Annotated in this window: 10 protein-coding genes; all 10 read right to left on the bottom strand. The window is 70.8% G+C overall.

The window, feature by feature from the left end:
• Positions 1–92: 92 nt before the first annotated feature.
• Complete coding sequence (locus tag J7I44_RS12620; protein WP_209621318.1) at positions 93–1,187, bottom strand: hypothetical protein; 1,095 nt, start codon at positions 1,185–1,187, stop codon at positions 93–95.
• A complete protein-coding gene (locus J7I44_RS12615) occupies positions 1,180–10,743 on the bottom strand; it encodes a two-partner secretion domain-containing protein (protein ID WP_209621315.1) in 9,564 nt (3,187 codons plus the stop codon). Before J7I44_RS12615 ends, J7I44_RS12620 begins: the two co-directional genes overlap by 8 nt.
• Positions 10,744–10,756: 13 nt before the next feature.
• Positions 10,757–12,439 (bottom strand): ShlB/FhaC/HecB family hemolysin secretion/activation protein, encoded by a 1,683-nt coding sequence (locus J7I44_RS12610; RefSeq protein ID WP_425599758.1) that lies wholly within the window; start codon positions 12,437–12,439, stop codon positions 10,757–10,759.
• Between the two features lie 520 nt (positions 12,440–12,959).
• Complete coding sequence (locus J7I44_RS12605; RefSeq protein WP_209621309.1) at positions 12,960–13,271, bottom strand: hypothetical protein; 312 nt, start codon at positions 13,269–13,271, stop codon at positions 12,960–12,962.
• Complete coding sequence (locus J7I44_RS12600; protein ID WP_209621306.1) at positions 13,268–16,972, bottom strand: protein kinase domain-containing protein; 3,705 nt, start codon at positions 16,970–16,972, stop codon at positions 13,268–13,270. The genes J7I44_RS12605 and J7I44_RS12600 overlap by 4 nt, the downstream gene beginning before the upstream one ends.
• 40 nt (positions 16,973–17,012) lie before the next feature.
• Entirely contained in the window at positions 17,013–17,696 is a 684-nt protein-coding gene (locus J7I44_RS12595) for a hypothetical protein (protein WP_209621302.1), read from the bottom strand.
• A gap of 13 nt (positions 17,697–17,709) precedes the next feature.
• Complete coding sequence (locus J7I44_RS12590; RefSeq protein ID WP_209621299.1) at positions 17,710–19,842, bottom strand: serine/threonine-protein kinase; 2,133 nt, start codon at positions 19,840–19,842, stop codon at positions 17,710–17,712.
• 10 nt (positions 19,843–19,852) lie between these two features.
• Positions 19,853–20,578, bottom strand: coding sequence for a PP2C family protein-serine/threonine phosphatase (locus J7I44_RS12585; protein WP_209621296.1), 726 nt, complete (start codon positions 20,576–20,578; stop codon positions 19,853–19,855).
• The gene (gene tagF / locus J7I44_RS12580; RefSeq protein WP_209621292.1) at positions 20,575–22,143 is read right to left on the bottom strand and encodes a type VI secretion system-associated protein TagF; all 1,569 of its coding nucleotides are present in this window, start codon (positions 22,141–22,143) and stop codon (positions 20,575–20,577) included. The genes J7I44_RS12585 and tagF overlap by 4 nt, the downstream gene beginning before the upstream one ends.
• Before the next feature lie 2 nt (positions 22,144–22,145).
• Complete coding sequence (gene tssM / locus J7I44_RS12575) at positions 22,146–25,652, bottom strand: type VI secretion system membrane subunit TssM (RefSeq protein WP_209621288.1); 3,507 nt, start codon at positions 25,650–25,652, stop codon at positions 22,146–22,148.
• Positions 25,653–25,655 lie beyond the last annotated feature (3 nt).

The following is a 25,655-nucleotide window of genomic DNA, read 5'->3' as shown; positions in this document are numbered from 1 at the left end:
TAGCGGCCACGCAAGATCGGATCCTGGCATCGCATGCGGGAGACGCTCCCGCGAGCCCCACCCCCTCCTCGAGCGGGAGACGGGGCTGAAGGTCAACGCACGCCCTTGCACATTGGCGCACCCGAACGCACGAACAGCTGGCGTACCGCCGGATCCCAGCTCAACGACAGGCCGCCCGGAAGCCCCACGGTGGCATTGGCGTCCGCGCTCTGCTCGAACGGACCGGCCGTTGCACTGGCGCCGTCGGCATAGGCGCCCGTGGCGGAAATCCGGAAGGCCACCGGGTCGGCGCAGGCCGACGTGTCGATAGCCTGCGCCACGGTCGCCCCGTAACCATCCAGCGGCGGCAACGTACCCTTGCCCAGCGCGACCGTGCGCGGGTCGGCCCGGCCGCACACCGCGTCCAGCGCATAGCCGACGGTGAAGGTCGGCGCCGGCACCACTTGCACCGCGACAGTCGCCTCCGGTTGCGCGCTGCAGCCGACCAGGAAGGCCTTGTGCTGCGGCCGCGCGTGCAGCACGTAGCTGCCCGGCACGAGCGATGCGGTCGCGGGCCACTCGAATTCGATGCGCGTGGGCAGCACTCCGGTGATACGCGGTTGCACGGCCAGCGGCGTACCGTTGGGATCAGTCGCGGTCAACTGCGGGTCCGGGCACTGCGGATCGTGCAGTTCGCTGCCCACCAGCGCCAGCGTGACCGACGTGTCCGCCACGCGCAGCGCGAAAACGGCCGCATGGTCCGCCGTTTCGAGCCGGTCGATGGTCGCCTGCATCGGCTTGCCCTCGGCCGGCGCCTGCGCGAGCCGGCGGACCGACAGCGCAAGCGCCTGCGCCATGGCCGCGAGCTCGCCCTCGCGACAACCGCCGGCGTTGTCGAGAAAGTCCGAGGCCAGCTGCGCGGCGGCGTGCGCGCGCAGGACCTGGCCGCGCGCGCGGTCGTCCAGCGCGGTCAGCGGCTGCGCGAGCTGTTTGCCCAGCGAGCCACGCAGGTTTTGCGCGAGCGCCTGCAACTGCGCCGTCGTCGCCGCGGCGGCCGGCTGGCCGGCCAGGCGTTGCCGTGCGGCGTCGAGCTGGTCGGCCACGCTCCCGGCCGTCAACCGCGGCGGAAGCTGCGCCCACGCCGGTGCGGCCAGCGCGAAGAGCAGCCCGAGCCCGGCCGCCTGGCGCAGGCGCAGCGCCTTACTCATCGCAATCCTCCACTTCCGGGTCGCAGGCCTGCTGGTCGGCAGGCAGCAGGATGCCGGAGGGCACGATGCCGTACGAGCGGTAGTCGGCCGAGATCACGCTCGGATCGATATAGACGTCCGTATGGTTGTTGGCGTTCTGCGCGCGACTGGTGAACAGCGAGGTCGGCACGTTGACGCTGTCGCCGCCGGTGAGCGGCAGCAGGTTGCCGCTGGCGTTCACCGCGTAGAAGTAGGCCGGCGGGATGCCGACCAGCGCGACGGCCTGGGGCCCGGTACCGGTGACGTAGATGGGCGCGTCGGACGTGCCAATGCGGCCGGTCGAGGCGAACGCGCCCTCGCCGTCATACAGCCAGGTCTTGCCGACCTGCAGCAGGTCGCCGCCGGTCACCCCGAGGTACAGCGACGAGGTTCCCGCATCGACGGTGTAGCCACTGCCGCCGACCGAGGCCAGCGTCAGCGTCTGCGCATTGGTCAGGCTGAAGCCAGCCGTCGAGGAGAAACCGCCCAGCGTGCCGATGTAGTTGGCCAGCGGACTGTTCGCCTTGCCAAGCTGGGTGTAACCACCGGCGCGGCCGGAGAGCGTGTCTGCGACGATGCTGCCGCCCTGCCCCTCGGTGATCGCGCCGGAGGACACCAGCGTGGTCGCCTTGCCCCTGACCTGTCCGTTGATCAGCAGGTCGCCACGGGTGGTGGTCAGGCTGAGGCTGGCGCCGCCGTCGAGCGGGCCGGTCACGGTGAGCGACGGACCGTTGCTCAACGCGAAGCCGGCGGCGGTGAACCCGCCCAGGGTATCGAGGCGGTTGGCACCGGTGAGCGCGACGGCGCCGGTGGCGTGGCCGCTCAGCGTGTGCGTGGTGATGCTGCCGGCGCTGCCTTCGCTGACGTTGCCGCTGACCGCCAGCGTAGTGCTGTCGCCGGTCAGCGAGCCGTTGATCGCCAGACTGCCACCGGTGATCAGCGTGGTGTTGCCACCGCCGTCGACCGTGCCGGTGACGGTGAGGGCCCGGTTGGTGGCGACCGTCAGTCCGTTGGCAGTGAAGTCGTCGAGCGCGCCGATCGCATTGGCCTGGTCGAGCGTGGTGCTGCCGGCCGAGTGACCGCTCAGGCTGTCGGCGGTGATGGCGCCGCCAGCGGTCTGGCTGATCTTGCCGCCGGACGCGAGGGTCACCGCTCCGCCGCGGATGGCCTGCGCCAGGGCCAGATCGCCAGCCGAATCGAGCGCGATGGTATTGCCGCTCAACGCCGTGTTGAGGACCAGCTTGCCCGCGGTGGTGGCCAGCGCGATGTCGCCGCCGCTGGCGGTCAACGGCCCGTTCACCGCCAGTGCCTTGCCGTTGCTCAGCGCGAAGTCGCGCGCGCTGAAGCTGCCCAGGGTGTCGATGCGGTTGTCGCCGTCCAGCGCGACGTCACCGCCGGCCTGGCCGGTCAGCGTACCTGCGGTAATGCGGCCCTGGTCGGACTGGTCGATGCCGCCGGCGATCGCGAGCGAGGTGCTGGTGCCGTCCAGTGTGCCGTTGATGGTGAGGCCGCCGGCCTTGGTGGTCAGCGCCGTGCTGGCTCCGCCATCGACGGTGCCGGCGATGGTCAGCGCCTGGGTGTCGGTGAAGCTGAGCCCGGCCGCGTCGAGATTGCCCAGGCTTGCCACCGCGTTGTCGCCCGTGAGGCTGGCGCTGCCGGTGACGTGCCCGGCCAGCGTGTCGGCGATGATGCGGCCGCTGCCGCTTTCGCTCAGTGCGCCGGTCACGTTCAGGCGCGTGCTGCTGCCCTTGACCGTGCCATTGATCACCAGGTTGCCGGCGGTATCGAGCGTGGTGCTCGCGCCGCCATCGACCGTACCGGCGACGCGCAGGTCCTGTGCGTCGTGCAGGCTGAAACCGGCCGCCTGGAAGTTGCCCAGCGTGCCGACGTGGTTGGCGCCACCGAGCGTGACGGTGCCGCTGGCCTTGCCGGTGAGCGCGTCGGCGACGATGTTCCCGCTGGCGCCCTCGGTGATGGTGCCGCCGGCCGAAAGGTAGGTGGCGTCGCCGTTGACGGTGCCGTCGATGCGCAGGTTGCCGCCCGCGGCCAGCGCGGTGCTGGCGCCACCGTCGACCGTGCCGGCGACCGTCAGTGCGCGGGTGCTGGTGAGGCTGAAGCCGTCCGCGCTGAAGTTGTCCAGCGTGGAGATGGCGTTGGCCTGGTTCAGCGTGGTCGCCCCCGCGGATTGCCCACTCAGTGTGCCGGCGCTAATCAGGCCGGTGGCGGTCTGGCTGATCGAACCGGCGGACTTCAGGCTCAGCGTGGTGGCGTTGATCGCCTTGCCCAGCATCAGGTTGGCCGCCGAGTCCAGCGCGATGCTGCCGCCGCTGAGTGCGGAGTCCATGTTCAGCGCGCCCGTGGTGGTGGTCAGCGCGATGCTGCCCGTGCCCACGCCGAGGCTGCCGTTGACCGTGAGCGCCTGCGCATTGGTCAGCGCGAAGCTGGCGGCAGCGAAGTTCCCCAGCGTGCCGACGTGGTTGCCGCGGGTCAGGGTGACGCTGCCGCCCGCCTGGCCGCCCAGTGTGCCGGTGACGAGATTGCCACTGGCGCCTTCGCTGATCGCGCCGTCCACGTCCAGCGAAATGCTGGCTGCATCGAGCGTGCCGTTGACGGCCAGGTCACCGCCGATCGTCAGCGCGGTGGCGCCGCTGGTCGTGACCGGGCCTGCCAGCACCAGGTCCTGCGCGTTGGTCAGCGACAGGTTGGCCGCGTCGAAACTGCCCAGGCTGAGGAGATGGTTGGCACCGGCGAGGCTGGCATCGGCCATGGCACTGCCGGTCAGCGTGCCGGCGGTGATCGAGCCGCCGGCCTGGGTGATGCCCGCGCTGGAGGTTAGCCCGACCTGGCCGGTGCCGGCGTCGATGCTGCCGGCGGTCTGGCTGATGCCGGCGCCCTGCAGCGCGATGGCCTGGCCACTGATGCCCGCCGCGACCTTCAACAGGCCGCCGGTGCCGATATCCACGCCGCCGGCACCGCCCGCCACCGCACCGTTGACGGTCAGGTCGCCCGCGGTGCGGAGCAGGAAGCCGTCGGCGCTGAAGCTGCCGAGTGCGGCGATGGCGTTGGCCGAGCCGAGCGTCACGTTGCCCAGCGCGTTGCCGGTCAGTGTGGCGGCAGTGAGCACGCCGGCGGTCTGCGTGATGTCGCCGCCGGTGCTGGCCAGGGTCAGCGTGCCGGTCGCGTTCACGTCGTGCGCCAGCGTCAGGCCGTCGCGGCCTTGCAGCGAGACGTTCGCGCCGCTGAGCGTGCCCTGGGTGGCCAGCGTGCCGCCATTGGCGGTGAGCACGAGATCGCCCGTGCCGGTGTCGATCCCCGACACCGGCAGGATCAGCGACCCGCCCGCGACCAGGCTGACGTCGGTATTGGCCGCGGCGGCCAGCGCGCCGATGGTCAGGTCCTCGGCGTCGCGCACGGACAGGCCGGCGCCGGTGAGGCCCACGCTGCCCTGGAAATCGTTGCCGGCGTTCGCGAGCGTGATGGAGCCCGTGGCTGCATCGAGCGTGCTCGTACCGGTCACCGTCAACGCACCCGACTGGCTGATCGCGCCGCCATTACTAGTCGCCGAGAGATGGCCGGCGATGGTTCCGCTGCCCAGGTTGAGCGCGCCGGTGCTGGTCACGCTCAGGGCGCCCGTGTCCAGCGCGCCCAGGGTCAGCGCGTTGGCGTCGACCAGTTGGGTGGTGCCGCCGGCGACGCTGACCGCGCCGGTGAAATCGTTGGCCGCGCTGGCCAGCGTGATGGCACCGCTGCCCGCATCGATGCTGCTGGTGCCACTCACCGTCAGCGCACCGTCCTGCGTGATCGCACCGCCGTTGCTGCCGGTGACGAGGTTGCCGCTGATGGTGCCGGCGCCCAGGTCGAGCGCACCCGTGCTGGTCGCGGCCAGCGACCCGGTGGCGAGGGTGCCCAGCGACAGTGCGTTCCGGTCGGTGATCCCGACCGCGCCGCCGCTCAGGCTCACCGTACCCACGAAGTCGTTGTTGCCGTCCGCCAGGGTGATCGCGCTGCTGCCGGCGTCGAGCGTGCTGGTGCCGTTGACAGTCAGCCCGCCGCTGGCCTGGCTGATCGCGCCGCCGTTGCTGGTTGCCAGCAGCGTGCCGGCCACGGTGCCCTTGCCGAGGCCGAGGTTGCCCGTGCTGGTGGCGGTGAGGTCGTCGGTCGCGAGCGTGCCCAGGGTCAGTACGTTGGCGTCGACGATCTGCGCGCTGCCGCCGGTCAGGCTGACCGCTCCCTGGAAATCGTTGCCGGCGCTGGTGAGCGTGATGGTCCCGGTGCCCGCGTCGACGGTGGTGGTGCCGGCGGCGGAGAGCGCGCCGGCGGTCTGGCTGATCGCCGCGTTGGTGCTGCCCAGGTAGAGGGTGCCGCTCGCGGTGACGTTGCCATTGAGCGTCAGGCCCGCGCCGCCAGTCAGCGATACGTTATTCCCGCCAAGGTCCGCGCTGGTGGCGAGGCCATCGCCCGCGCTAAGCGTGAGGTCGCCGGTGCCGGTGTCGATCGCCCCGAACGAGGCCAGGTCCAGCGCGCCGCCGGCCACCAGGCTGAGCGAGCCGTTGGTGGCGACGTTCATGCCGACCACGTGCAGGTCGCCCAGCGTCGTCAGCGAGACGGACGCGCCCTGGGCATCCACGGTACCGGTGAAGTCGTTGCCGGCGTTGTCGAGTACCAGCGCGCCACTGCCGGCGGCCAGGGTCACGGCCCCGCCGCCGGCCGCCTGGGTGATGCCGCCCACCTGGGTCAGGCCAAGGCCCGTCAGCGACAGCGTGCCGGTGCCGACGGTCGAGCTGCCCAGCACCAGCGCGTGGCTGCCGTTGTCCACGGCGACGTTGTGGGCGCCGCTGTTGGACAGGCTGACCGCGCCAATGAAATCGTTGCCCGGACCGGCGAGCGAGATGCCGGCGTTGCCCGCGTCGATGGCACTGGTGCCGTTGACGGTCAGGCCGCCCGACTGGCTGATCGCGCCATCGTTGCTGGTCGCGGCGAGGTTGCCGGCGACGGTGCCGCTGCCGAGGTTCAGCGCGCCGTGGCTGACCGCGGTCAGGTTCGCGGTCGACAGCGTGCCCAGCGCAAGCGCATTGGCATCGGTGACACGCGTGGCGCCGCCAACGAGGTTCACCGTGCCGCCGAAATCGTTCGCCGCGTCGTTGAGCGTGATCGCACCGCTGCCAGCGTTGACCGTGGCATTGCCGCTGATCACGAGCCCGCCCGCGGCCTGGCTGATCGCGCCGCCGTTGCTGGTGACGACCAGGGTGCTGGAGAGGCTGCCGGTACCGAGGTTGAGGTTGCCGTGGCTGGTGGCGGCCAGGTTGCCGGTGGCCAGCGTGCCCAGCACCAGCGCGTTGCGGTCCACGATCTGCGTGGCGCCGCCAGCCAGGCTGACCGCGCCGCCGAAGTCGTTGTTGGCCTGGGTGAGCGTGATCGCGCCGGTGCCGGCATCGACGCTGGAGGTGCCGGTGACGACCAGCGCACCGCTCTGGCTGATGTCGCCCGCGCTGGTGGCATTCAGGTTGCCGCCGACGCTGCCGCCGACGAAGCTCAGCGTGCCCGCACTGACCACCGTCAGGTCGCCGGTGCCCAGCGTGCCCAGCGCCAGGCTTCCGCTGTTGGTGATCCGCGTCGTGCCACCCGCGAGGCTGACCGCACCGGCGAAGCTGTTGGCGCTGTTGTCGAGCGTGATGGCGCCGCTGCCGGCGTCGATGTCGCTGGTGCCGCTGATGGCCAGGCCGCCGGCCTGGCTGATGGCGCCGCCATGGCTGGTGGCCGTGAGGTTGCCGCCGATCGCGCCCTGGCCGAGGTCGAGCGCACCGGTACTGGTGGCGGTCAGCGCGCCGGTGGCGAGGGTGCCCAGGCTCAGCGCGTTGCTGTCGGTGATGGCGACGGTGCCGCCGGTGAGGCTCACCGCGCCGGCGAAGTCGTTGCCGGTGTCGGTGAGCGTGATCGCGTTGGCCCCGGCGTCGAGGCTGCTGGTGCCGGTGACGACGAAGCCGCCGCTGGCCTGGTCGATCGCGCCGCCGCTGGTGGCGACGAGGTTGCCGCCGACCGTGCCGGCGCCCAGCGTCAGGCTGCCCGCGCTGTTCGTGGTCAGGTTGCCGGTGGCGAGGGTACCCAGCACCAACGCGTTGGCGTCAGTGATCTGCACGCTGCCGCCGTTCAGGCTCACGGCGTCCTGGAAGTCGTTGGCGGCACCGGCCAGCGTGATGTCGCCGGCCGCGGTGATCGCGCTGGTGCCGCCGGCGGTGAGGGTGCCGGCGGTCTGGGTGATTGCCCCGCTGCTGCTGCCCAGGCCGAGCGTCCCGCTGGCGGTGACGTCGTACGCGAGGACCAGGCCGTCATGGCTGGCCAGCGACACGTCGGCGCCGCTCAGGTTGCCGTTGATGCCGAGGTTGCCGCCGTTGGCGGCCAGGGTCAGGTTGCCCAGGCCGGTGTCGATCGCCGCCGTGGGCAGGAACAGCGAGCCGCCCGCGATCAGGCTCACCGAGGCGTCCGTGCCGCTGGTCAGCGCGGCCACGGTGAGGTCGCCCGACGACTGCAACGACACGTCGCCACCGGCAGCGCTTACCGCGCCGGTGAATACGTTGCCTGCGTCGGCCAGCGTGATTGCCGCACCGCCGGCGTCCAGCGTGCTGGCCGCGGTGACTGCGAGCGCACCGTCCTGGGTGATCGCGCCCCCGTTGCTGGTGGCCACGAGCGCGCCACCCACCGAGCCCTGGCCAAGGTCGAGCGCGCCGCTACTGGTGGCCGTCAGGTTGCCGGTGGCGAGCGTGCCGAGCGACAGCGCGCCGCCGCTGGTGATCTGCGTGGCGCCGCCGGTCAGGCTGACCGCTCCGCCGAAGACATTGCCCGTCTGGGTCAGCGTGACGGTGCCGCCGCCACTGGACGTGAAGCTAGAGATGCCGGTCACGTCCAACGCGCCGGTCTGGCCCAGGTTGCCCGCGCTCGTAGCATCGAGGCTGCCCGTGACGGTGCCGCCGGCGAACGTCAGCAGGTCGCCGCTGTCGACGGTGAGGTTGCCTGTGGCGAGCGTGCCCAGCGACAGCGCACCGCTGCTGGTGATCTGCGTGGCGCCGCCGGCGAGGGTCACCAGGCCGGTGAAGTCGTTCGCCGCATCGGCGAGCGTGATGCTGCCGGTGCCCGCATGGATCGTGCTGGTGCCGGTGACCGCCAGCCCGCCGCTGGCCTGGGTGATCGCGCCGTTGTTGCTGGTCGCGGTGAGGTTGCCGCCGACGGTGCCGGTTCCCAGGTTCAGCGCGCCGGTGCTGGTGGCGACCAGGTCGTCCGTGCTCACCTGGTCGAGCGTCAGGGCGTTCTTGTCGGTGATCTGCGCAGCGCCGCCGCCGAGGCTGACCGCGTCCTGGAAGTCGTTGTTGGCCTGGGTGAGCGTGATCAGGCCGGCGCCCGCGCTGAAGCTCGACGTGCCGGTGACGGTGAGCGCGCCGGTCTGGCTGATGTCGCCATTGCTGGTCGCGGTGAGGTTGCCGCTGACGCTGCCGCCGGCGAAGCCCAGCGTGCCGCTGGTGGTCGCGGTCAGGCTGCCGGTGGCCACCGTGCCCAGCACCAGGCTGGTGCTGTCGCTGATCTGGGTGGTGCCGCCGTAGAGGTTGGCCGTACCGATCGCGTTGGCACTGTTGGCCAGCGTGATGCCGTTGGTGGCGCGCGCGGTCACCGTGGTCGCCACGATGCTGCCGTTGCTGCCCTCCTTGATCGACGCGACCTTGTTGCTGGCGCTGCCGATGGTGAGCGTGGCGGCGTTGACCACCGCGGTGTTGGTGCTGTTGCCGATCTTCACCGCGCCCGAGGCCAGGATGTCGACCAGCCCGTCATGGGTATCGATCGTCGCGGCGCCGGTATCGCCGATGCTCACCACGCAGGCGGTGGTGCACGAGCCCTTGGTGTAGGTGCTCGCGCCGGCGGTGCCGGCGTAGTTGGCCCACAGATGCACGTCCAGCGACTGCCCGGCCGCCGCGGTGATGTCGTCGTTGACGAAGATGCTGCCGAAGGCCTGCAGGTAGAGTTGGCCCGCCCCGCTCGCGGTGATCGGGGCATTCACCGTGATGTCGCCGTTCTGCGACCCGCCGGCGGTGTTGGTGAACACGTAGACACTGGTGCCACCGGTCAGCGCCGTGCCAATCTCCCCGGCGTTGACCACCGACGGGTTGCCGCTGGGCGTGTAGACGGGGCCGCCGGAGACCTTGCTGTCCGTGCCGCTGCTGATGGTGATGTTGTAGGGATCGAGCAGCCAGCTGCCCATGTTGCCGTGCGCGGCCGACGCGTCGACGTGGCCCTGCGCGTTCAGTCCCTCGTGCGACGAGGTCTCCACGCGACCGCCGTCACCGCCGTAGGCGCCGCCGCGCGCGCTGATGCTGCCGTAGAAGTTGTTGACCTGGTTGCCCCAGACCACCACCGAGCCGCCATCGCCGTTGCGCGTGGCGTCCGCCTTGAGCGTGGCGTCGCCGTCCACGTAGACCGCCTTGGCCGTCTGCAACCCTTCGCCGCCCTGCCAGCCGCCACCGACGCGGATGTCACCGCCGCCGAACGTACCGGAGGCATCGATGCTGCCGCCGGTCACGCCGACGTTGCGGTCGGACAGCAGCTGCACGCTGCCGCCGTGCGTACCCGTGGCATCGATGCGGCCGCTGCTGACGGTGTCGCCGCCGCGTGCGACCAGGCGTACCGCGCCGCCGTCGTGGCTGATCGCGCCGGCGTCGATCACGCCCGAGTTGTTGACCAGGTTGGTGAACAGGTCGCGCGCGGCCGCGGCCTCCAGCACGACGGTGCCGCCATCGGCCTGCAGCGTGCCGGCGTTGCTGACCGCCGCCTTGGCATCCAGGCGCTGCTTCAGTTCGCCGGTGATCTGGACGTTGATCAGCCCGTTGCCATCGAAGTCCAGCACCGCGTGCTCGGCACCGTCGAGGTTGATCCGGCCGTAGTTGGCCAGGATCACGCCGTCGTTGGCCACGCTTCCGCCGATCAGGCTGACCGAACCGCCGCTGGCCGCCGCGATCGTGCCGTGGTTGACGATGCCCGCGCCGCCGCCGACCGCGTTGAGGTTGAAGTGGTTGGAGAGGAAATCGGTCGGCGTGAGGTCCAGCGTGCTGGCGACCAGCCCGCCCACGTTCACCTGCGCGGTGCTGCCGAAGATGATGCCGTGGGTGTTGATCAGGAACACCTGCCCGTTGGAGCTGATCTGGCCGAAGATCTGGCTCGGGTTCTGGTCGAGGATGCGGTTGAGCGCGATCGCCGATGTGCCCGGCTGGTTGAAGCGCACCAGCGCGTCCTGTCCCAGGTTGAAGCTCTGCCAGTTCAGTACCAGCTTGTCGCTGGTCTGGTTGATCACCACGTTGGCGCCGTCCTGCAGGATGCTGGCGCTGCCGCCGACGACGGTGCCGCCGGTCGGCGTGGTGGTCCGTCCCACCCCGCCGCCGGCCTGGACCGGTGCGCTGGCGAGCGCGCCGCACAGCAGCAGCGACAGGCTCAGCGGCAGTGCCTTGCGGCGCAGGCTGGCGAGGGAGTCCTTGCGGAAGGTCGCGCAGGTGGTGTGCATGGGCAAAGGTCCGTCAGAAGGTGAAGCCGAAGCGCGAATAGACGTGGTAGCCGCGCTTGTCCGAAGCGTCGCGGCTGCCGGTCGGCACCGAGGCGTCGAGGCGGAATTCGAAATGGTGGAAACGCGGGATGCGGAAGATCAGGCCCGCGCCGATGCCCTCGAGCGTTTCGATCGGGTTGTTGCCGTCGCGATGGTTCGAGGCGTAACCGCGGCCGAAGTCATAGAACACCTCCACTTCCAGCAGCTCGCGCCAGGGGCGGTCGTAGAACGGCGAGACCCGGTCGCCCAGGCCCGGCGCGTCGATGTGGTACTCCAGCGAGGTGTACCAGCCGCGGTCGGTGAGCGCGTCGGCGATCGGATAGGCGCGCACGCTGTCCGGGCCGCCGATCACGAACTGCTCCAGCGGCGGCAACGCATCACGCGTGTACTGGCCGCCCAGCTTGAAGTACAGGCGCTGCGAACGGGTCAGGAACTGCAGGCGGGTGTAGGAAAGCCGCGCCAGCAGGAAGTTGCTGTCGTGGTCGGGGCTGACCAGGTCCGGTTCCAGCGAGTCGTCGCGCACCGACTTGCGCAGGCTGCCCTGCACCACGTCCAGGCCGCGCAGGCGCTGGTCGGTGCGCTGCAGGCCAAAGCCCAGTTCGGCCACGTCGAAGCGCTCGTCCGAGAGCTTCACGCCGAGCGCGCCGAGCTGGGACTTCTCGCGGATGTAGCGCAGCGAGCTCTGCATCGAGACGTCGTCGGTGTTGACGAACTTCCAGTCGGCGCCGGCGAAGGTCGAGGAGGTCGGGCCGCGCACCTTCAGATCGGCGAAGGCGCCGCTGTTGATCTGAAGTTCGCTGCGGGTGGCGCCGATCACGCCGCTCAGCCCCGGCACCACCACGGTGGGCGCACGGTAGGACAGCGCGTAATAGACGTTGCTGTGCGGGTCCAGCGCGTAGTCGACGTTGGCGTTCAGCTGGTCGCCGATGCCGAGCGGGCTGTTCCAGGCCGCGCCCGCCTGCGCGCGGTAGCGACCGGTCAGTTCGGTGCCGTAGTTGTTGCCGCCCACGGTGAAGGTGAACGGGCTCCTGGCCTCGTGCGCGACCATGACCAGGTCGGTCTGGCCGGTCCTGGCGCCGGGCTGGAAGGTGGAAGAGACGGTCACGCCCGGCAGGTCGCGCGCGTACAGCAGCGCCGAGTCGATGTCCTGCTTGCGCAACGGCTGCCCCTTGAGCTTCTCGGCCGGCGCGGCAATCACTCCCGGCCGGTAGCGCGAGGTGCCCTTCACCACGACCTTGCCGATCGTGCCCTCGAGCACCCCCAGCCGCACGATGCCGTCGCTGCCCACGTCCTGCGCGGGCACGAAGGCGGTGGCCACGATGTAACCGGCCTTGCGATAGCGGTCGGTGATGCGGTCGGCAACCTGCTGCAGCTGGCTGAAGTTGGCCTGGACCGGCTTGCCGGACCCGCCGGAGAGCGTGGCGAACTGCTCGTCGGCCATCGCCTGCACGGTGGCCGGGGTGATGCCGTCCTCGGGATGGTCACCCACCCCCTGCACGCGAAAGCCATGCACGGCCAAGGTCTGTTCCTGCGCCCCGGCGGCCTCGCGCTCGCGCAGCGGCGGTACCGCGGCGGTGGCTGCGGCGTCGGGCACCGGCGCCGCCGGCGTGGCAAGGGCCTGCGCCACGGTCGCCGCAGGCGTCGCGCCCGCCCCCAGGTGTACCGCCAGCACCTGCCCCGGCAGGTAGGCGTGGGCGTCGGGGTAGCCGGCGTCATGCAGCCGGGTGGTAATCAGCACGGCGGCGGCCTGCAGTTGGCCGGCGTCGAGCGAGCTGGCGCCCGCGGTGGCCAGCGCCTGCTGGTATTCGGACTGGATCAGCTCCTGCACCTGGTCGGCCTGCGGCCCTTCCGTCGGGACGCCGCTGACCAGAATGTCCTGCGCGGGGGCACCCGGCGCGGCCGGTGCCGGTGGCGACGCCTGGGCCAACGCGTTCCCGCCCGCCAGGGCAAGGGCCACCGCTGCTGCGAGGCAAGCAATCCGCACGTCATTCCCCTTTGATGACCGTTTCCTTGGCGCGGCGCCGGTTGCCGGGCCGCATCAACGCGACGGCCGGGATCCGACCCGGCCGCTGGCAGCCGCGCAAACGCGCGGTCTCACCCTGTAGTGCGAAGTCCGTCAACAAAAGCGCCCATCCGAAGGCATTTCGTTCACGAATGACTCATCAGGCATTCACATTTCAGGAGGTGACGAACAGCAAGCCGAGCAGCACGGCACAAGCGAGCGCACCGGCGGCGAAGAGCGCCAGCAGCATCCGGCTCGAACGCGTCGTCCTGCCCAACAGGGCCGGTACCACGTCGGCGTCCGGCACGTCGGCGGGACGGGCCGGACGCACCACCGCCTTGCGGGCGGTGATGCCGTGGCTGTCGCGCAAGGCGGACAGCACGTTGCGCCGGCGCGCGCGGTACTCGGCGCGGGCGATGCGCCCCCCGTAATGAGCCTCGTCGAGGAGGCTCAGGTCGCGGTTGACGATGCGTTCGCGATCGTTCATGGCACCTCCCTCACCAGGCGCAGGCCGACATCCTTCTGCGCGCCGCCGCCGTCAGGGCGCCGGCTGTCGACGGTGCAGTCGGACCAGTAGCTGGTGTAGCTGCCGCCGCGCACCGCGGCGCCATCGTCCACCCATTCCCAGACATTGCCAGTCAGGTTGATCAGGCCCCACGGGTTGGGGCTGCGACCGCGGGCGGCGATCGGCGCGCCGCCGCCGTCGTCGGCCCCGGCGGTCGGTGGAATGCAGTTGCTGTCCGGCGCCTGCTTCCAGCCGCCCCCGGCGCGCGCGGCCGCCAGCCACTCGGCGTCGGTCGGCAGGCGATAGACGTGGCCGCTGGCGCCGCCGAGCCATGCCGCGTAAGCGCGTGCCTGGGCCAGGCTGATGTTGCTCACCGGCAGGCTGCCGGCGGAACGGTCGTCCAGTGCGATGGCGCTGCACTTGCCGGTGGCCGCGCAATAGCGGTTGTACTCGTTGACGGTGATTTCCGAGCGGGTCATCGCCAGCGTCTTGGCGCCGGCACGCACCACCACCAGCGCGGGGCCGCGCGTGCCGTCGATGCTGTCGAAGCAGGCGCGGCCCGCACCGACCAGGTCCGGCGCGGCACAGGGGTCGGCGGTGGGGCCGGCGGCAGCCGTGGGCGGCGCGGGGCGGATCACGGCCGGACTGCCCTTCCCTGCCGCGGTGGCCGCAGGCTGACCGGTGGCCGGTGCACGGCCGGCGGGGGACGCGACATTGCCCTGGGCGGGCGTCGGCGTAGCGGCAGGCGAAACCGGCGTCGACGGTGCACCGCTGACGGACTTGAGCGAATCCAGCAGCGCGGCGAGGGAGCCTTCGCCGAGCTGTCCGCGCAGCTTCATCTCCGCCTCGAGCGCGGCCAGCGCGTCGGCATCCGCGTGGCGCACCTGCGCCAGCTGGTGGCGCAAGCGATCGAGTTCGGTCGGGGACAGCGCCTGCCCGCGCGCTTTCACCAGGTCGGCCGCCAGGCCGTAGCGGGCGCTGGCCTTGACCAGATCGGTGCGCTGGCCGAGCAGGCCGATAGCGCGTGTGAGCACGTCGGTGGCTGCCTGGTAGCGGCCCTTGCGGAACGCTTCGCGCGCCTGGCCCAAGTAGGCATCGGCGAGCAGCTGCGGGCCTTCGCTGGCCAGGAACGGATGCTGCGGGACCAGCGTGCGGATACGCGCCAGCGATTCCTGTGCCTTGGCGGTGTCGCCCGCCGCTGCAGCGCGCTTGACCGACTCGATGCGTGCGGTGACTTCGGCCGCCGCGCTCTCCTGCGCCAGGCGGTCCTGCTGCTGCTTGTCCAGCGCGGCCAGGCGATCATGCTCGGCCTTGAGCACGGCCGACCGTGGGGCAACGGACAGGCCAAAGTCGACCAGCGCCTGATCCTGCGGCAGGTGCAGCGCATCGGTCTGGCGATCGGCAACCCTTGCGATGGCCGCCGCCAGCTGGTCGATGAGCGCACGGGTCTGCGGCGAGGTGTCACCCTTGAGCGGCGCCATCGCGGCGGCGACCTGGCGTTGCCACTCGGCGCTCGCTTCCGGGCGGGCGATCAGCACGGCCAGCGCGGCGCGTGCCTCGGGCAGGCTGGTGGCGGTCGCCGCGGTCGGCGCGGCGGCCACGGCCGTGCCGGAGGACATCGCCTCGAGCTGCGCCTGGCGGCGCTGCAGGCGGGCCGAATCGGGGAACAGGGCGATCGCCTGCTTCAGCTGCGCGGTGGCCTGGTCGCCGTGGTGCAGCGCCAGCGCATTGCCGATGGCGATGTCGTACTTGAGCTCCAGCTCGGCGTTCTTGAGCAGGCTGCTGGACGGATCGATGGCGCGGATCTTCTGCAGCGTCTCGATCGCATTGTCCGGCTGGTCGGCGAAGATCGCGCCGGCCTCGATCCGCTGGGAAAGCTGGGTGTCCAGGCTGTTGAGCAGTTCGTTCTTCTGCTGGTCCATCGCACTGCGACGGATGTCCAGCTCCGGGGAATACAGCTTGAGCTGGTCGCGCAAGGCGAACAGCTGCTGCGCGTGGGCGTAGTCGTAGCGGCCCTGCGCGGGGTTCCAGTAGGCGTCCAGGCGGCTCAGCAGGAAGCGCTGGATGAGATCGCCCTGGTCGAGCACCAGGCGCTTGCGCTCCTCGTCGCCGAGCGTGTCCAGCGCGGCCATCGCCTGGGCTTCGTCGGTGTAGCGGTGAGCGTCGTCCGGCGTGAAGCGCGCGATCACCTGCGCGACCTTGCGCTGGTGCAAATAGTGCGCGCCGCCCCAGCCGCCGGCGACCAGCACGACCAGTGCGCCGGTGCCCCAGGCGAGATATGGGCCGATGCGCTCGCGCAGGCCGACTTCGCGCAGGCCCTCGACGAATTCCTGCGCGGTGCGCAGGCGGTCCTCGCCGCGGAACGCGACCGCATCGCACAGCGCCTTGTACTGGCGGCGGGTGAGTCCCGGCACTGCCGGCGGCTTGCGCCCCTCGCGCATCGCCACCTCGGCACTCACCTTGTCGAACGGGTGCTTGCCGGTGAGCAGTTCGAAGGCGACGCAACCGAGCGCGTAGATATCGTCGCTCGGCGTCGGCTCGCTGCCCTGGATCATCTCAAGGCTAGCGTAGGCCGGCGTCAGCGCACCGAGCGTGCCGGCGTCGAACACGGTCTGCTCGCCGACCGCATCACCCATGTGCTTGCCGGCGCGCGCGATGCCGAAGTCAAACACCTTCGGCACGCCCTCGCGCGTGACCATCACGTTGCCGGGCTTGAAGTCCGAGTGCACCACGCCGGCGGCGTGTGCGCGCTTGAGCGCCCAGGCCATGCCCTCGATCAGCGGTCGGGCCTTGGCCAGCGGCATGCCGTTGTAGGCGCGCTCGCGGATCAGCGCCTTCATGTCCGAGCCGTCGACGTACTCCATCGTCATGAAGACGATGGTGCCGTCCTTGTCGAAGTCGTAGACGCGCACGATGTTGTCGTGCGCCAGCGACTGCGAGCGGCGCGATTCGCGTTGCAGCGCGATCAGCGAGTCGGGGTGGCGGCGGAACTCGTCGTTCAGCACCTTGACCGCGACGTAGGGATCGCGGTCGCGCGCTTCCACCTTGCGTTCGTCGCGCGCCAGGAACACCACGCCCATGCCGCCGCGGCCGATCTCGCGCTCGAGCAGGAAGCGGCCCTTGAGCAGCATGCCGACGTGCGCGTGATCGCCGCCCGCGGCGCCGGCCAGGCGTTCCCAGCTGGCGCTGTTGCCCGAGTGCGTGCCGGTGCCCGTGCCCGACTGGGTGCCGGTGGATTGCGCATCGTCCGGGGCACGGCCATGCGAGGCGGGCATGACCACCGTCGTCCCACCCACCGGTTCGGAAACCACCGGCGGACGCGAGGCCGGCATGACGACGGTCGCGTCGCCCGGGTCCTCGGACATGCCACGGGCGACCACTGGCGGCGCCACTCTGGTGGCGTCGCCTTCCATGGCCACGAACCCGGCCGGCGCGACGACGGTCGCGTCGTCAGCCACGACCGCCTCCGCCGTGATGGTCTGCACGGCCATCAGACGATCCAGCAAGGCCCGGCCGATCTCCGCATCCAGTTCGCCCTCGTCGTGCAGGCGCCGCACCAGCGCGAGCTCGTCGTGGTGGCGATCCTCGGGCACGGCGCCGCGGCGATCCAGCGTATCGAGCAGCACGGGGAGCGGCAGGTGGCCGTTGCGGAAGGCGGCGATCAGTTCGGCAAGCGTGTTCATGCAAAGCTCTTCGTCGGTGCTGCGATGGCCGGAGGCGCGGTCAGCTGACCACCAGCATGGGGACTTCGTTGGTGCGAACCTGCTGGCCATCCATGTACAGCGCCGAGCGCATCGTGTAGCGGCCGTCCTGGATGCCCTTGGGCAGGTTGAAGTCGAAGTTGGTCTCGTATTCGCCAGTGCCGTCGATCGCGGTGGCGTCCTTGGTGACGGTGGTCAGCTGGCGGCCGTCCGGCGCGAACAGGGTCAGCTGCTCCTTGAGCTGTGGCGCCTCGTCGTGGGTGCCGCGCACCAGCGTGACGCGCGACTGCATGGCCGCCTGGCTGCCGGAGCGGATGGTCTCGCCGGGCAGCAGTGCGGTCTGGTAGGCGCTGATGGTGTTGTTCGCCGGCAGGGCGCCGCGGTCGTGGCGGTACTGGTCTTCCACCGAACGCGCGTCGCGCACCTTGCGCGCGTGGTAGTTGTAGGCCATGCAGGCGAACACACCGATGCCGGCCCCGATCGCGGCGCCAGCCAGATGGCCCTTGCCCTTGCCGAACATCGAGCCGGCCAGCGCGCCAATCGCGCCGCCGACAGCCGGATTGCATGTGGGCGATGCCGTCTGGCTGGCGTTCGTGCGGGCACCGTCGTTGGCCATGCCCATGCCGGGCATCTGGGCGCAACCACTCACCAGGGCGAGTGTGCAGGCCGCACCCAACAGGCTGATACCGCGGAATCCTTGATGCATGGCGAGTCCCTCCTCAGTTGATCGAAATGCTGTTCATGGCCTGCTGCTGCGCCTGTTGGGCACGGCGCAGGAGACGTCTGGCGGCCGCGTCGCCCGGGTTCACCTGCAACGCGGCCTTGGCATTGGCGATGGCGGCCGAGTAGTTCTGCTGGGCGAAGTTGCGTTCGCCCTCGCGCAGCAGGCCTGCCGCGACCTCCTGCATGCGGCTGGAAGAACCTGCGGCCTCGTGCTTTTCGTTCGATGGCGTTCTGCCGGGCGTCGCGGCCGGAGCCTGCGTGGCCGGCGCACGCGTCTGTTGAACCGGCACCGGCGGCGGCACAGGCGTGCTCTGCGGAGGCAACGCGGGCACGGGTGCCGGCGACGCTTTCACCATGGCGGGCCGATCCAGTTCCTGTTTCTCCTTCTCCACGGCGGCGCGCCTGAGATCCAGCCGCGGCAGGAACAGATGCAGCCGCGCGGGCAACTCGAACACGCGCTCGGCCGCGGCGTAATCGCGCCGCCCCTTGGCCGGGTTCCAGTAGGCGTCGACACGGTCGAGCAGGAATTGCTGCACCTGGTCGCCCCGGTCGAGCATCAAGCGTTTGCGTCCGTCCTCGCCCAGTTGCTCGAGCGCGGCAGCCGCCTCGGCTTCGTCGCCGAAGTGCCGCGGGCTGGCTGTCTGGAAGCGCGAAGCGACCTCCGCCACCTGGCGCGCGCGCCACTGCCCCAGCGCACCCCAGCCAGCAACCGCCAGCAGCAGGACGCCGACCAGCGTCCAGGCGAGCGGTCGGCCCAGGCGCTCGCCCAGGCCGACATCGCGCAAACCCTCGACCAGTTGGTCCGCACTTTTCAGGCGCTGAGCGGCGGTGAAGGCGACCGCGTCGCACAAGGTTCTGTACTGGCGGCGGGTGAGTCCCGGCACCGCCGGCGGCTTGCGCCCCTCGCGCATGGCCACCTCGGCACTCACCCGGTCGAACGGGTGCTTGCCGGTGAGTAGTTCGAAGGCGACGCAACCGAGCGCGTAGATGTCGTCGGTCGCCTGTGGCGGCCGGCCCTGGATCATCTCCAGGCTGGCGTACGCCGGGGTCAACGCACCAAGGCGGCCTGCGTCGAACACCGTCTGGTCTTCGGCCGCCTCGCCCGGCTGCTTGCCGGCGCGCGCGATGCCGAAGTCGAACACTTTGGGCATCCCCTCGCAGGTGACCATCACGTTGCCGGGCTTGAAATCCGAGTGCACCACGCCGGCGTCGTGGGCGCGCTTGAGCGCCCGTGCCATGCCCTCGATCAGCGGCCTGGCCCTGGCCAGCGGCATGCCGCGAAAGGCGCTCTCGCGGATCAGCGTCTTGAGGTCCGAGCCGTCGACATACTCCATCGTCATGAAGACGATGGTTCCGTCCTTGTCGAAGTCGTAGACGCGCACGATGTTGTCGTGCGCCAGTTGCTGCGAGCGGCGCGACTCGCGTTGCAGCGCGATCAGCGAATCGGGATGGCGGCGAAATTCGTCGTTGAGCACCTTCACCGCCACGTAAGGGTCGCGGTCGCGTGCCTCGACCTTGCGCTCGTCGCGCGCGAGGAACACCACACCCATGCCGCCCCGTCCGATCTCGCGCTCGATCAGGAACCGGCCCTTGAGCAGCATGCCGATGGTCGCCTGGTCGCTGCTCGCCACATCGGCCAGCCCCTGCCAGGCGGCCGCGTCGATGCTGCCGGTGCCGCCCGCGGTGCGCGAACCGGTGACGCCGGTGCGGGTCGCCTCCGGCTGGACAGAGGCCGGCTTGACCACGGTCGCCTGGTCCGCCGGCGCATCGTCGGTGGCAGGCAGCATTGGCGGCGCGACGCGGGTGGCCTCGTCGGCGTGGAAGGCGATCGGTGTCGATCGCACGGACGGTGCAACGCAGGTCGCCTCGTCGGCTTCGGACGCGGCCAGCACCGAGGCCACTTCCTCGCCAGCGCGCTGCAGCACCTCCAGGCGCTCGCAGACCAGTTGTGCCACGCCGGCATCGAGGTGGCCTTCCTCGCGCATCCGCGCGATCCATTGCAGGTCGTCCGCGTGCTGGTCCGGAGGCACCACGCCACGCTCGGTCAGTGCATCGACCAGCAGCGCCGGCAACGACAACTGACCGGCCTGATAGGCCTCGACAAGAGCGCTTAGCGAGGGGGTAGCCATGTTCGTCGGGTCAGTCCTGCAGCCGCACGACCACGGCGGACACGTTGTCGCGCGCGGCGCGCCCCATGGCCATTGCGAACAGTCCCTGCAACACGTCGCCCGGCGGCTGCGGGCGGGCGCAATGCGCATCGATTTCCTCGTCGGACATCTCTTTGTTGATGCCGTCGGAACACAGCACGAACTGCATCCCCGGGCGGTTGCCGGCGACGACCCAATCGACGAACAGCCGCTCCTCCGCGCCGACCGCGCGGGTCAGCACGCCCGCGCCGGGCTGCGGGCGCGCGGGTGCGGGGCCGCCGGCGAACTGGGTAATCTCTTCCTTGACGCCGTGCACGTGGTCCTGGGTGATCTGGCGCAGGTGGCCGTCCTCGAAGCAGTAGGCGCGGCTGTCACCGACCCAGCCGCACAGCATGAAGTCCGGGTCGTAGACGAGCAGCACCACGGTCGAGCCGATCAGGTCGACGCCGCGCGCCATCGCCACCTGACGCAGTTCGCTGTTGACCTGCGCCAGCGTGTCTTCGATCGATTCGATGAACTCGAACACGTCGCCGTTGCGCGGCAGCGAGCCCAGTCGCTCGACGATCAGACCACTGGCGTAATCGCCCGCCGAGTGGCCGCCCAGGCCATCGGCGACGACCCACAGGCCGATGTCCTCGCGCAGCAGAATCGCGTCCTCGTTGTGCTTGCGGACCTTGCCGGTGTGGGTATGCCCCGCGGACTGGTAACGCACGGTCATGGCTGTACCTCGATGACGGCCAGCGGCCAGGGCCGCGAAGGGTTCGGACCCAGCGCCTGGGCCAGGCGCGCCTGCGCGTCCTCCGGCGTGGCGGCGGCCAGCGCCTGGGCCAGCGTGGCTTGCGAGAGCTGCGTGTGCGCCACGCCAGCCAGCAGCAGCAGGCGATCGCCGGGCACGAGCTCGCAGGCGACCTGCTCGCAGCCGGGCATGCCTTCAGCGCCCAGGCCCGGAAGCGAGGGAGCGTCGTTGGCGCCGAACAGCAGGTCGTCCAGTTCACCGCCACCGGGCAGCGTCGGCTGGGGCGGCGCGGTGGCAAACAGCGGGCGCATCCGCCCACCGCGCCAGTGCCAGGCACCGGCGGCCCCCACCCGCAGCAGCCCGGCCTGGTTGCCGGCGACACGGGCGGCAACCACGGCGCCGTCCTCGGTCGCGCGCCCGTGGCGCAGCAACGGATGGAGCGCCATCAGGCGGGCACGCAGCGCATGCGTGCCGGGCGCCGCCTCGTCGGCCGGGCTCATCTCGGCACCGACACTGGCTGCCGCGGAGGCGGCGCGGCGACGCGGGTCGGCCAGACCCTGATCCGCCGCCACCAGGGTCAGGGCGCAGGCGGGATGGCGAACCACGGCGGCACCGGGCGCCGTCTGGACCGAAAGCGCGGTATTGAACACGGGTGCGCCCACGAGCGCGGCCGCTGCCTGCGCCTGGCGGACGAAGCCCGGTACGGTCACGTCGTCATCCGACTCGTGCGCTCGAGCCGGTACCGGCGGCGGCACAGGCATCGGCGCCAGTTCGATAGCGGCAGGCGCCGCCGGCTCGGGCGGTGGTGCAGAGACAGCACCCGGAGTCAGCCATGCACCGGCCCGGGCCGCATCGAGGAAACCGGCATAAGCGTCCGGCGCAGGCAGGCCGCGGGTGGCGAGGATCCCGGCCGGCACGCGGCCTGCGCCCTCGCTCCACCACAGACACCACGGGCCGCCGTGACCGGCGAGCCGTCGCCACAGCCCGAGCAGCACCTCGGTGTCGATGGCGCGCGCCGGCAGCGGCAGGCGCCAGTGCGTCGCGCGGCTCACATCGATGCCCTCGCATGGGTCGACGGTCGCCGGCGCGCGGGTTTCGGGGCCCGGCAACGCTGCCACCAGCGCATCGAAACCTTCGGCGTCCACAGAAGCGCCTCGCTGGCCTTGTGCGTGCACGCGCGCCAGCGCGTCGAACCAACCGGCACCCTCGCGCAGCAGCAGCTCGATTTGCGCCGGCGAGATTGCCGCGGCCAGCACCATCGGGAAACTGCGGCCGACGCGATCGTCGGCGGGGCCGAACACGCCGGCCCAGGCACCCTCGCCGCAGGCCTGCGGCGACAGCACGAAGCGCCATGTCGGGCTGGCCCGGTAGGCGGCCGCCCAGTCCTGGCCCAAGGCCTCGCGGCTGGCGAACACCGCCTGCTCGAAATGCCGGTCCCAGCGTTCGACGAACGCGCCGGGCAGCCGCCGCTGCACGAAATCCCCCGCCCCCGGCAACTTGCCGAAGAATCCCACGCTCGCCGTCCCGCCCCCTGTCGGCCCGGACATGGCTAGCCTCCGCACCGGAAGCGTTGTACCTGCGTGTTGAGGAATGGGTTCTTCAGATTGCTGGCCTGGACGATCAGCTGCACCGCCTGGCCGCCGAAATCGAAGTGCGCCTGGTAGCGCAGGTCCGACTGGCGCGACAGCTTTGCTGCCTGCAATGCGTGGAAGAACGCCCAGTCGCCCTGGTAGTCGTAGCTGCTGAGCAGGTTGCCGGAGGTGTCCCAGGCGGACACCTTGACCTGCCCCGGCGTCGGCCCGGGCCACTTCATCGCCATGCTGGTGTTGCCGCCGGGCTTGTAATCGAAGGTCTGCCCGTCGATGGCGATGGCGAAGTGGCCGATGCCCGGCGCCAGCACCGGCGCCAGCAGCGTGAAGCCAACTTCGGGCGTGGGACTGCCGTTGCGGAAGTACATCTGCTTGATGCTGTCGGCCAGCTGCATCTGCGCCAGCATCGAGGCCGAGCCGCTGACCGCGCCCGGCCCGCTCTTCCACTGCCAGGTGCGCCCGCTGGTGTCGACCAGCTTGGCCAGGGTCTGCTTGAAGAAGCCGTCGTAGCGTCCGCCGTAGCCGAACATCTCGCCGAAGTTCTGCACCGGGATGTCATTGCGGCTGGCCGGCGAGAACGGGAAGCGGCCCTGGGTGAACGCCGCGCAATCCTGCGCCGCGGCCTGCTGGAACTGCTCGTCGAGCGCGCCCTTGGTGCCGCTGGCAACCAGCGCCTGGCTCTTGCCGGTGAGCGAGGCGACCCAGCCGGACACCGGCGGCGGCAATTGCGCCGCGGCCTGCTGCGCCATCAGCAACTGGGGGTTGGGCTGGCCCGCCGCGTCGCTGAAGTCGGTCATGGTGAGCAACGTCTTGCTCAACTGGTCGAGAGCGCCCAGGGTCTGGTCGATCGGCGCGGCACCGGGTGCGCCATCGCTCAGTTTGTTGAGCGTGTCGAAGTGCGCACTGATCGCGCTTCCCGGCGGCGCCTCGTCCGCCGCGCCACCGCCGCCGGCCTTCGCCAGCGCGCGGCCCAACGCGTTCTGGGTGGCCTTCTTGGCGGCGGCGTCCTTGGCCGCATCCAGCGCCTTGTCGCCGGCGTCGGTCGTCGGTGCGCGCAGCATGTCGCTGGTGTTGTCTCGCACCAGTTTGAGCAGCGACTTGAGCGGCGAGCTCGGGCCGGAGAGTTTTGCAGCGATCGTGCTGGCGTCCTGGATGCTGGCCGCTGGCTGCAGCTGCAGGTCGGCCAGCAACGCGTCCCAGGCCTTGATGTAGTCGGCTTCGTAGAGCGCCAGCACCTGGCGCGAGAGCCGCGCCTGCGCCAGCGCGTCGATCGGCTCGGCGCCGAACACCCAGTCGTCAGCGGCGAACTGCTTGACCGCCTCCTCCACGCCCTTGTCCGCCTCGATGGCGAACACCGGCTGCGTGTAGACCGCCGGCAGCGGCTCGGACAGCGGCTTGCCACTCTGGCGGCGGAACACGTTGCCGAGCAGGCCCAGTTCCTTGTCCAGTTGCAGCGGCTTGCCGGCGCTTTCGGCCGACAGCTTCATGCTGCCGTACACCAGCGTGGAAAGGTCGGCGGTACGCAGCGTGGTACGTGCCTGCTCCACCAGCGCCGCATCCAGCGGCAGCGCGCGCAACTGGCCCGGCTCCGCCACCAGCGCCTGGAAATGCTTCGCCAGTGCCTGCTGCAACACCGGCTCGTCCGGGAACACCTTGCGCCATTCCAGGTTGGCCAGCGCCACCAGTTCGTCGGCATCCAGGTGCTTGGGCTCGCCCAGCATCAGGTAGCCTTTCAGGTAGTAGTACAGCGCCTGCGGATCGGACGCGCTGGCGGCCAGGCCGCCGCGGAACTGCGCGCCCACGCCGGGCAGCAGCAGGGCGTTGAGTTCGCGCAGGTACGCGGCGTGCAGGTCCTCGCCCACCGCCTTGCCCTGGTACAGGCCCAACCGCATCGACATCGGCACGCCGCCCTCGGGCGTGGCGGTCTGCTGCACCGCCGACAGCGCTTCCAGACGGTCGAGCACCTTGGCGAAGTATTCCTTCGGGGTGACGCTGGCCGGCAGGTCGACGCCGGCCGGATAACCCTTCAGCGCGTCCTGCACCTGCCCCAGGTAGGCACGATTGCGCGCGTAGCTGGTGGCGAAACCGAAGCACAGCAGCACGGTGAACAGCGCCATGCCGGCGTAGGCGGCCAGTTGCACGGCGACCTTGCGCCGCTCGATCGCGGGGTTGGTGCCGGCCAGGCCGGACTCGCGGAACAGCACTTCCTTGAGCAACCGCTCCACGAAGAAGGTGCGTCGCTGCGCACCTTGCGGGTTCACGCGCGCGGCGTCCAGGCCGAAGGTGCGCGCCACCGCGCCCATCATGCGGTCGATCGGCGTGCCTTCCTGCGTGCCGGAGGTGAGGTAGACGCCGCGCAAGAGCGGCGGCGTGCCGTAGGCGTGGCCGGCGAACACGCCTTCGACGAACTGTCGCGCGGTCTCGCCCAGTGAGGCGAGCTGTTGTGGGAAAGACAGCACCGCCGCGCGACGGCCGCGGTCGCGTTCGGCGTGCAGCCGGTCGAGCGTGCGCGTGTTGAGCCGGTCGAGCAGCAGCCGGTATTCGTCGGCGAAGGCCTTCGCGGCGCTGCCGTCCATGGTCTTGTTGAGCGGGAAGGACACGCCCCAGACCTGGTTGCGCAGCTCGGGGTTCATGTCGTCGAAGAACTCGCCAAAGCCGGCGACCAGGTCGCACTTGGTTAGTACCAGGTAGACCGGCACGCCGATCTTCAGGTGCTCGGAAAGCTCGTCCAGCCGGCGCCGGATCGCGCGCGCGTGCTCCTGCCGGCCGGTGTCGTCCAGCACCATCAGGTCGGACAGGCTCATCGCCACGATCACGCCGTTGATCGGACGGCGCTTGCGGTAGCGGCGCAGCAGCTTGAGGAATTCGCCCCAGGCGGTGGCGTCGGCGGCGCGATCGGAGTCCTGCGTGGTGTAGCGCCCGGCGGTATCGAGGAACACCGCCTCGTCGGTGAACCACCAATCGCAGTTGCGGGTGCCGCCTACGCCGCGCAGCGCTTCCTTGCCGAAGCGCTCGGATAACGGGAAGTTGAGGCCCGAGTTCTGCAGCAGCGTGCTCTTGCCCGAGCCCGGCGGGCCGATCACCACGTACCAGGGCAACGCGTACAGGTTGCCGCGGCGCCGCTTGCGCAGCATCTCGACCGCTTCGGCGAAGCGGCCCTGCAACTGCGAGCGCTCGCCCGCGCTGCGGTTGTCGCCACCGGCGGGCGCCGCGCCATCCTGCCCGGCCAACTCGCCGGACATCTTGTTGGCCTTGCCGCGGGCGCGCAGCGCCTGCATCTGAAGCCAGGCGCCCCAGGCCAGCACGATCAGCATGATCAGCAGCAGCCGCGCGACCGGACTGGCCAACGGCTGCGCATCGCCGATCCCGAGATACGGGCCGCCCAGCCACACCAGCACCGAGAGAAGCAGCACGCCGATCAGCGTGACGAACCAGGCGGACTTCAAAAGGCTCAGCAACTTCGCCACGGC

Source organism: Frateuria flava, assembly GCF_017837635.1.
Classification (GTDB): domain Bacteria; phylum Pseudomonadota; class Gammaproteobacteria; order Xanthomonadales; family Rhodanobacteraceae; genus Frateuria_A; species Frateuria_A flava.
This window is presented reverse-complemented; position numbering and strand designations above follow the sequence as displayed.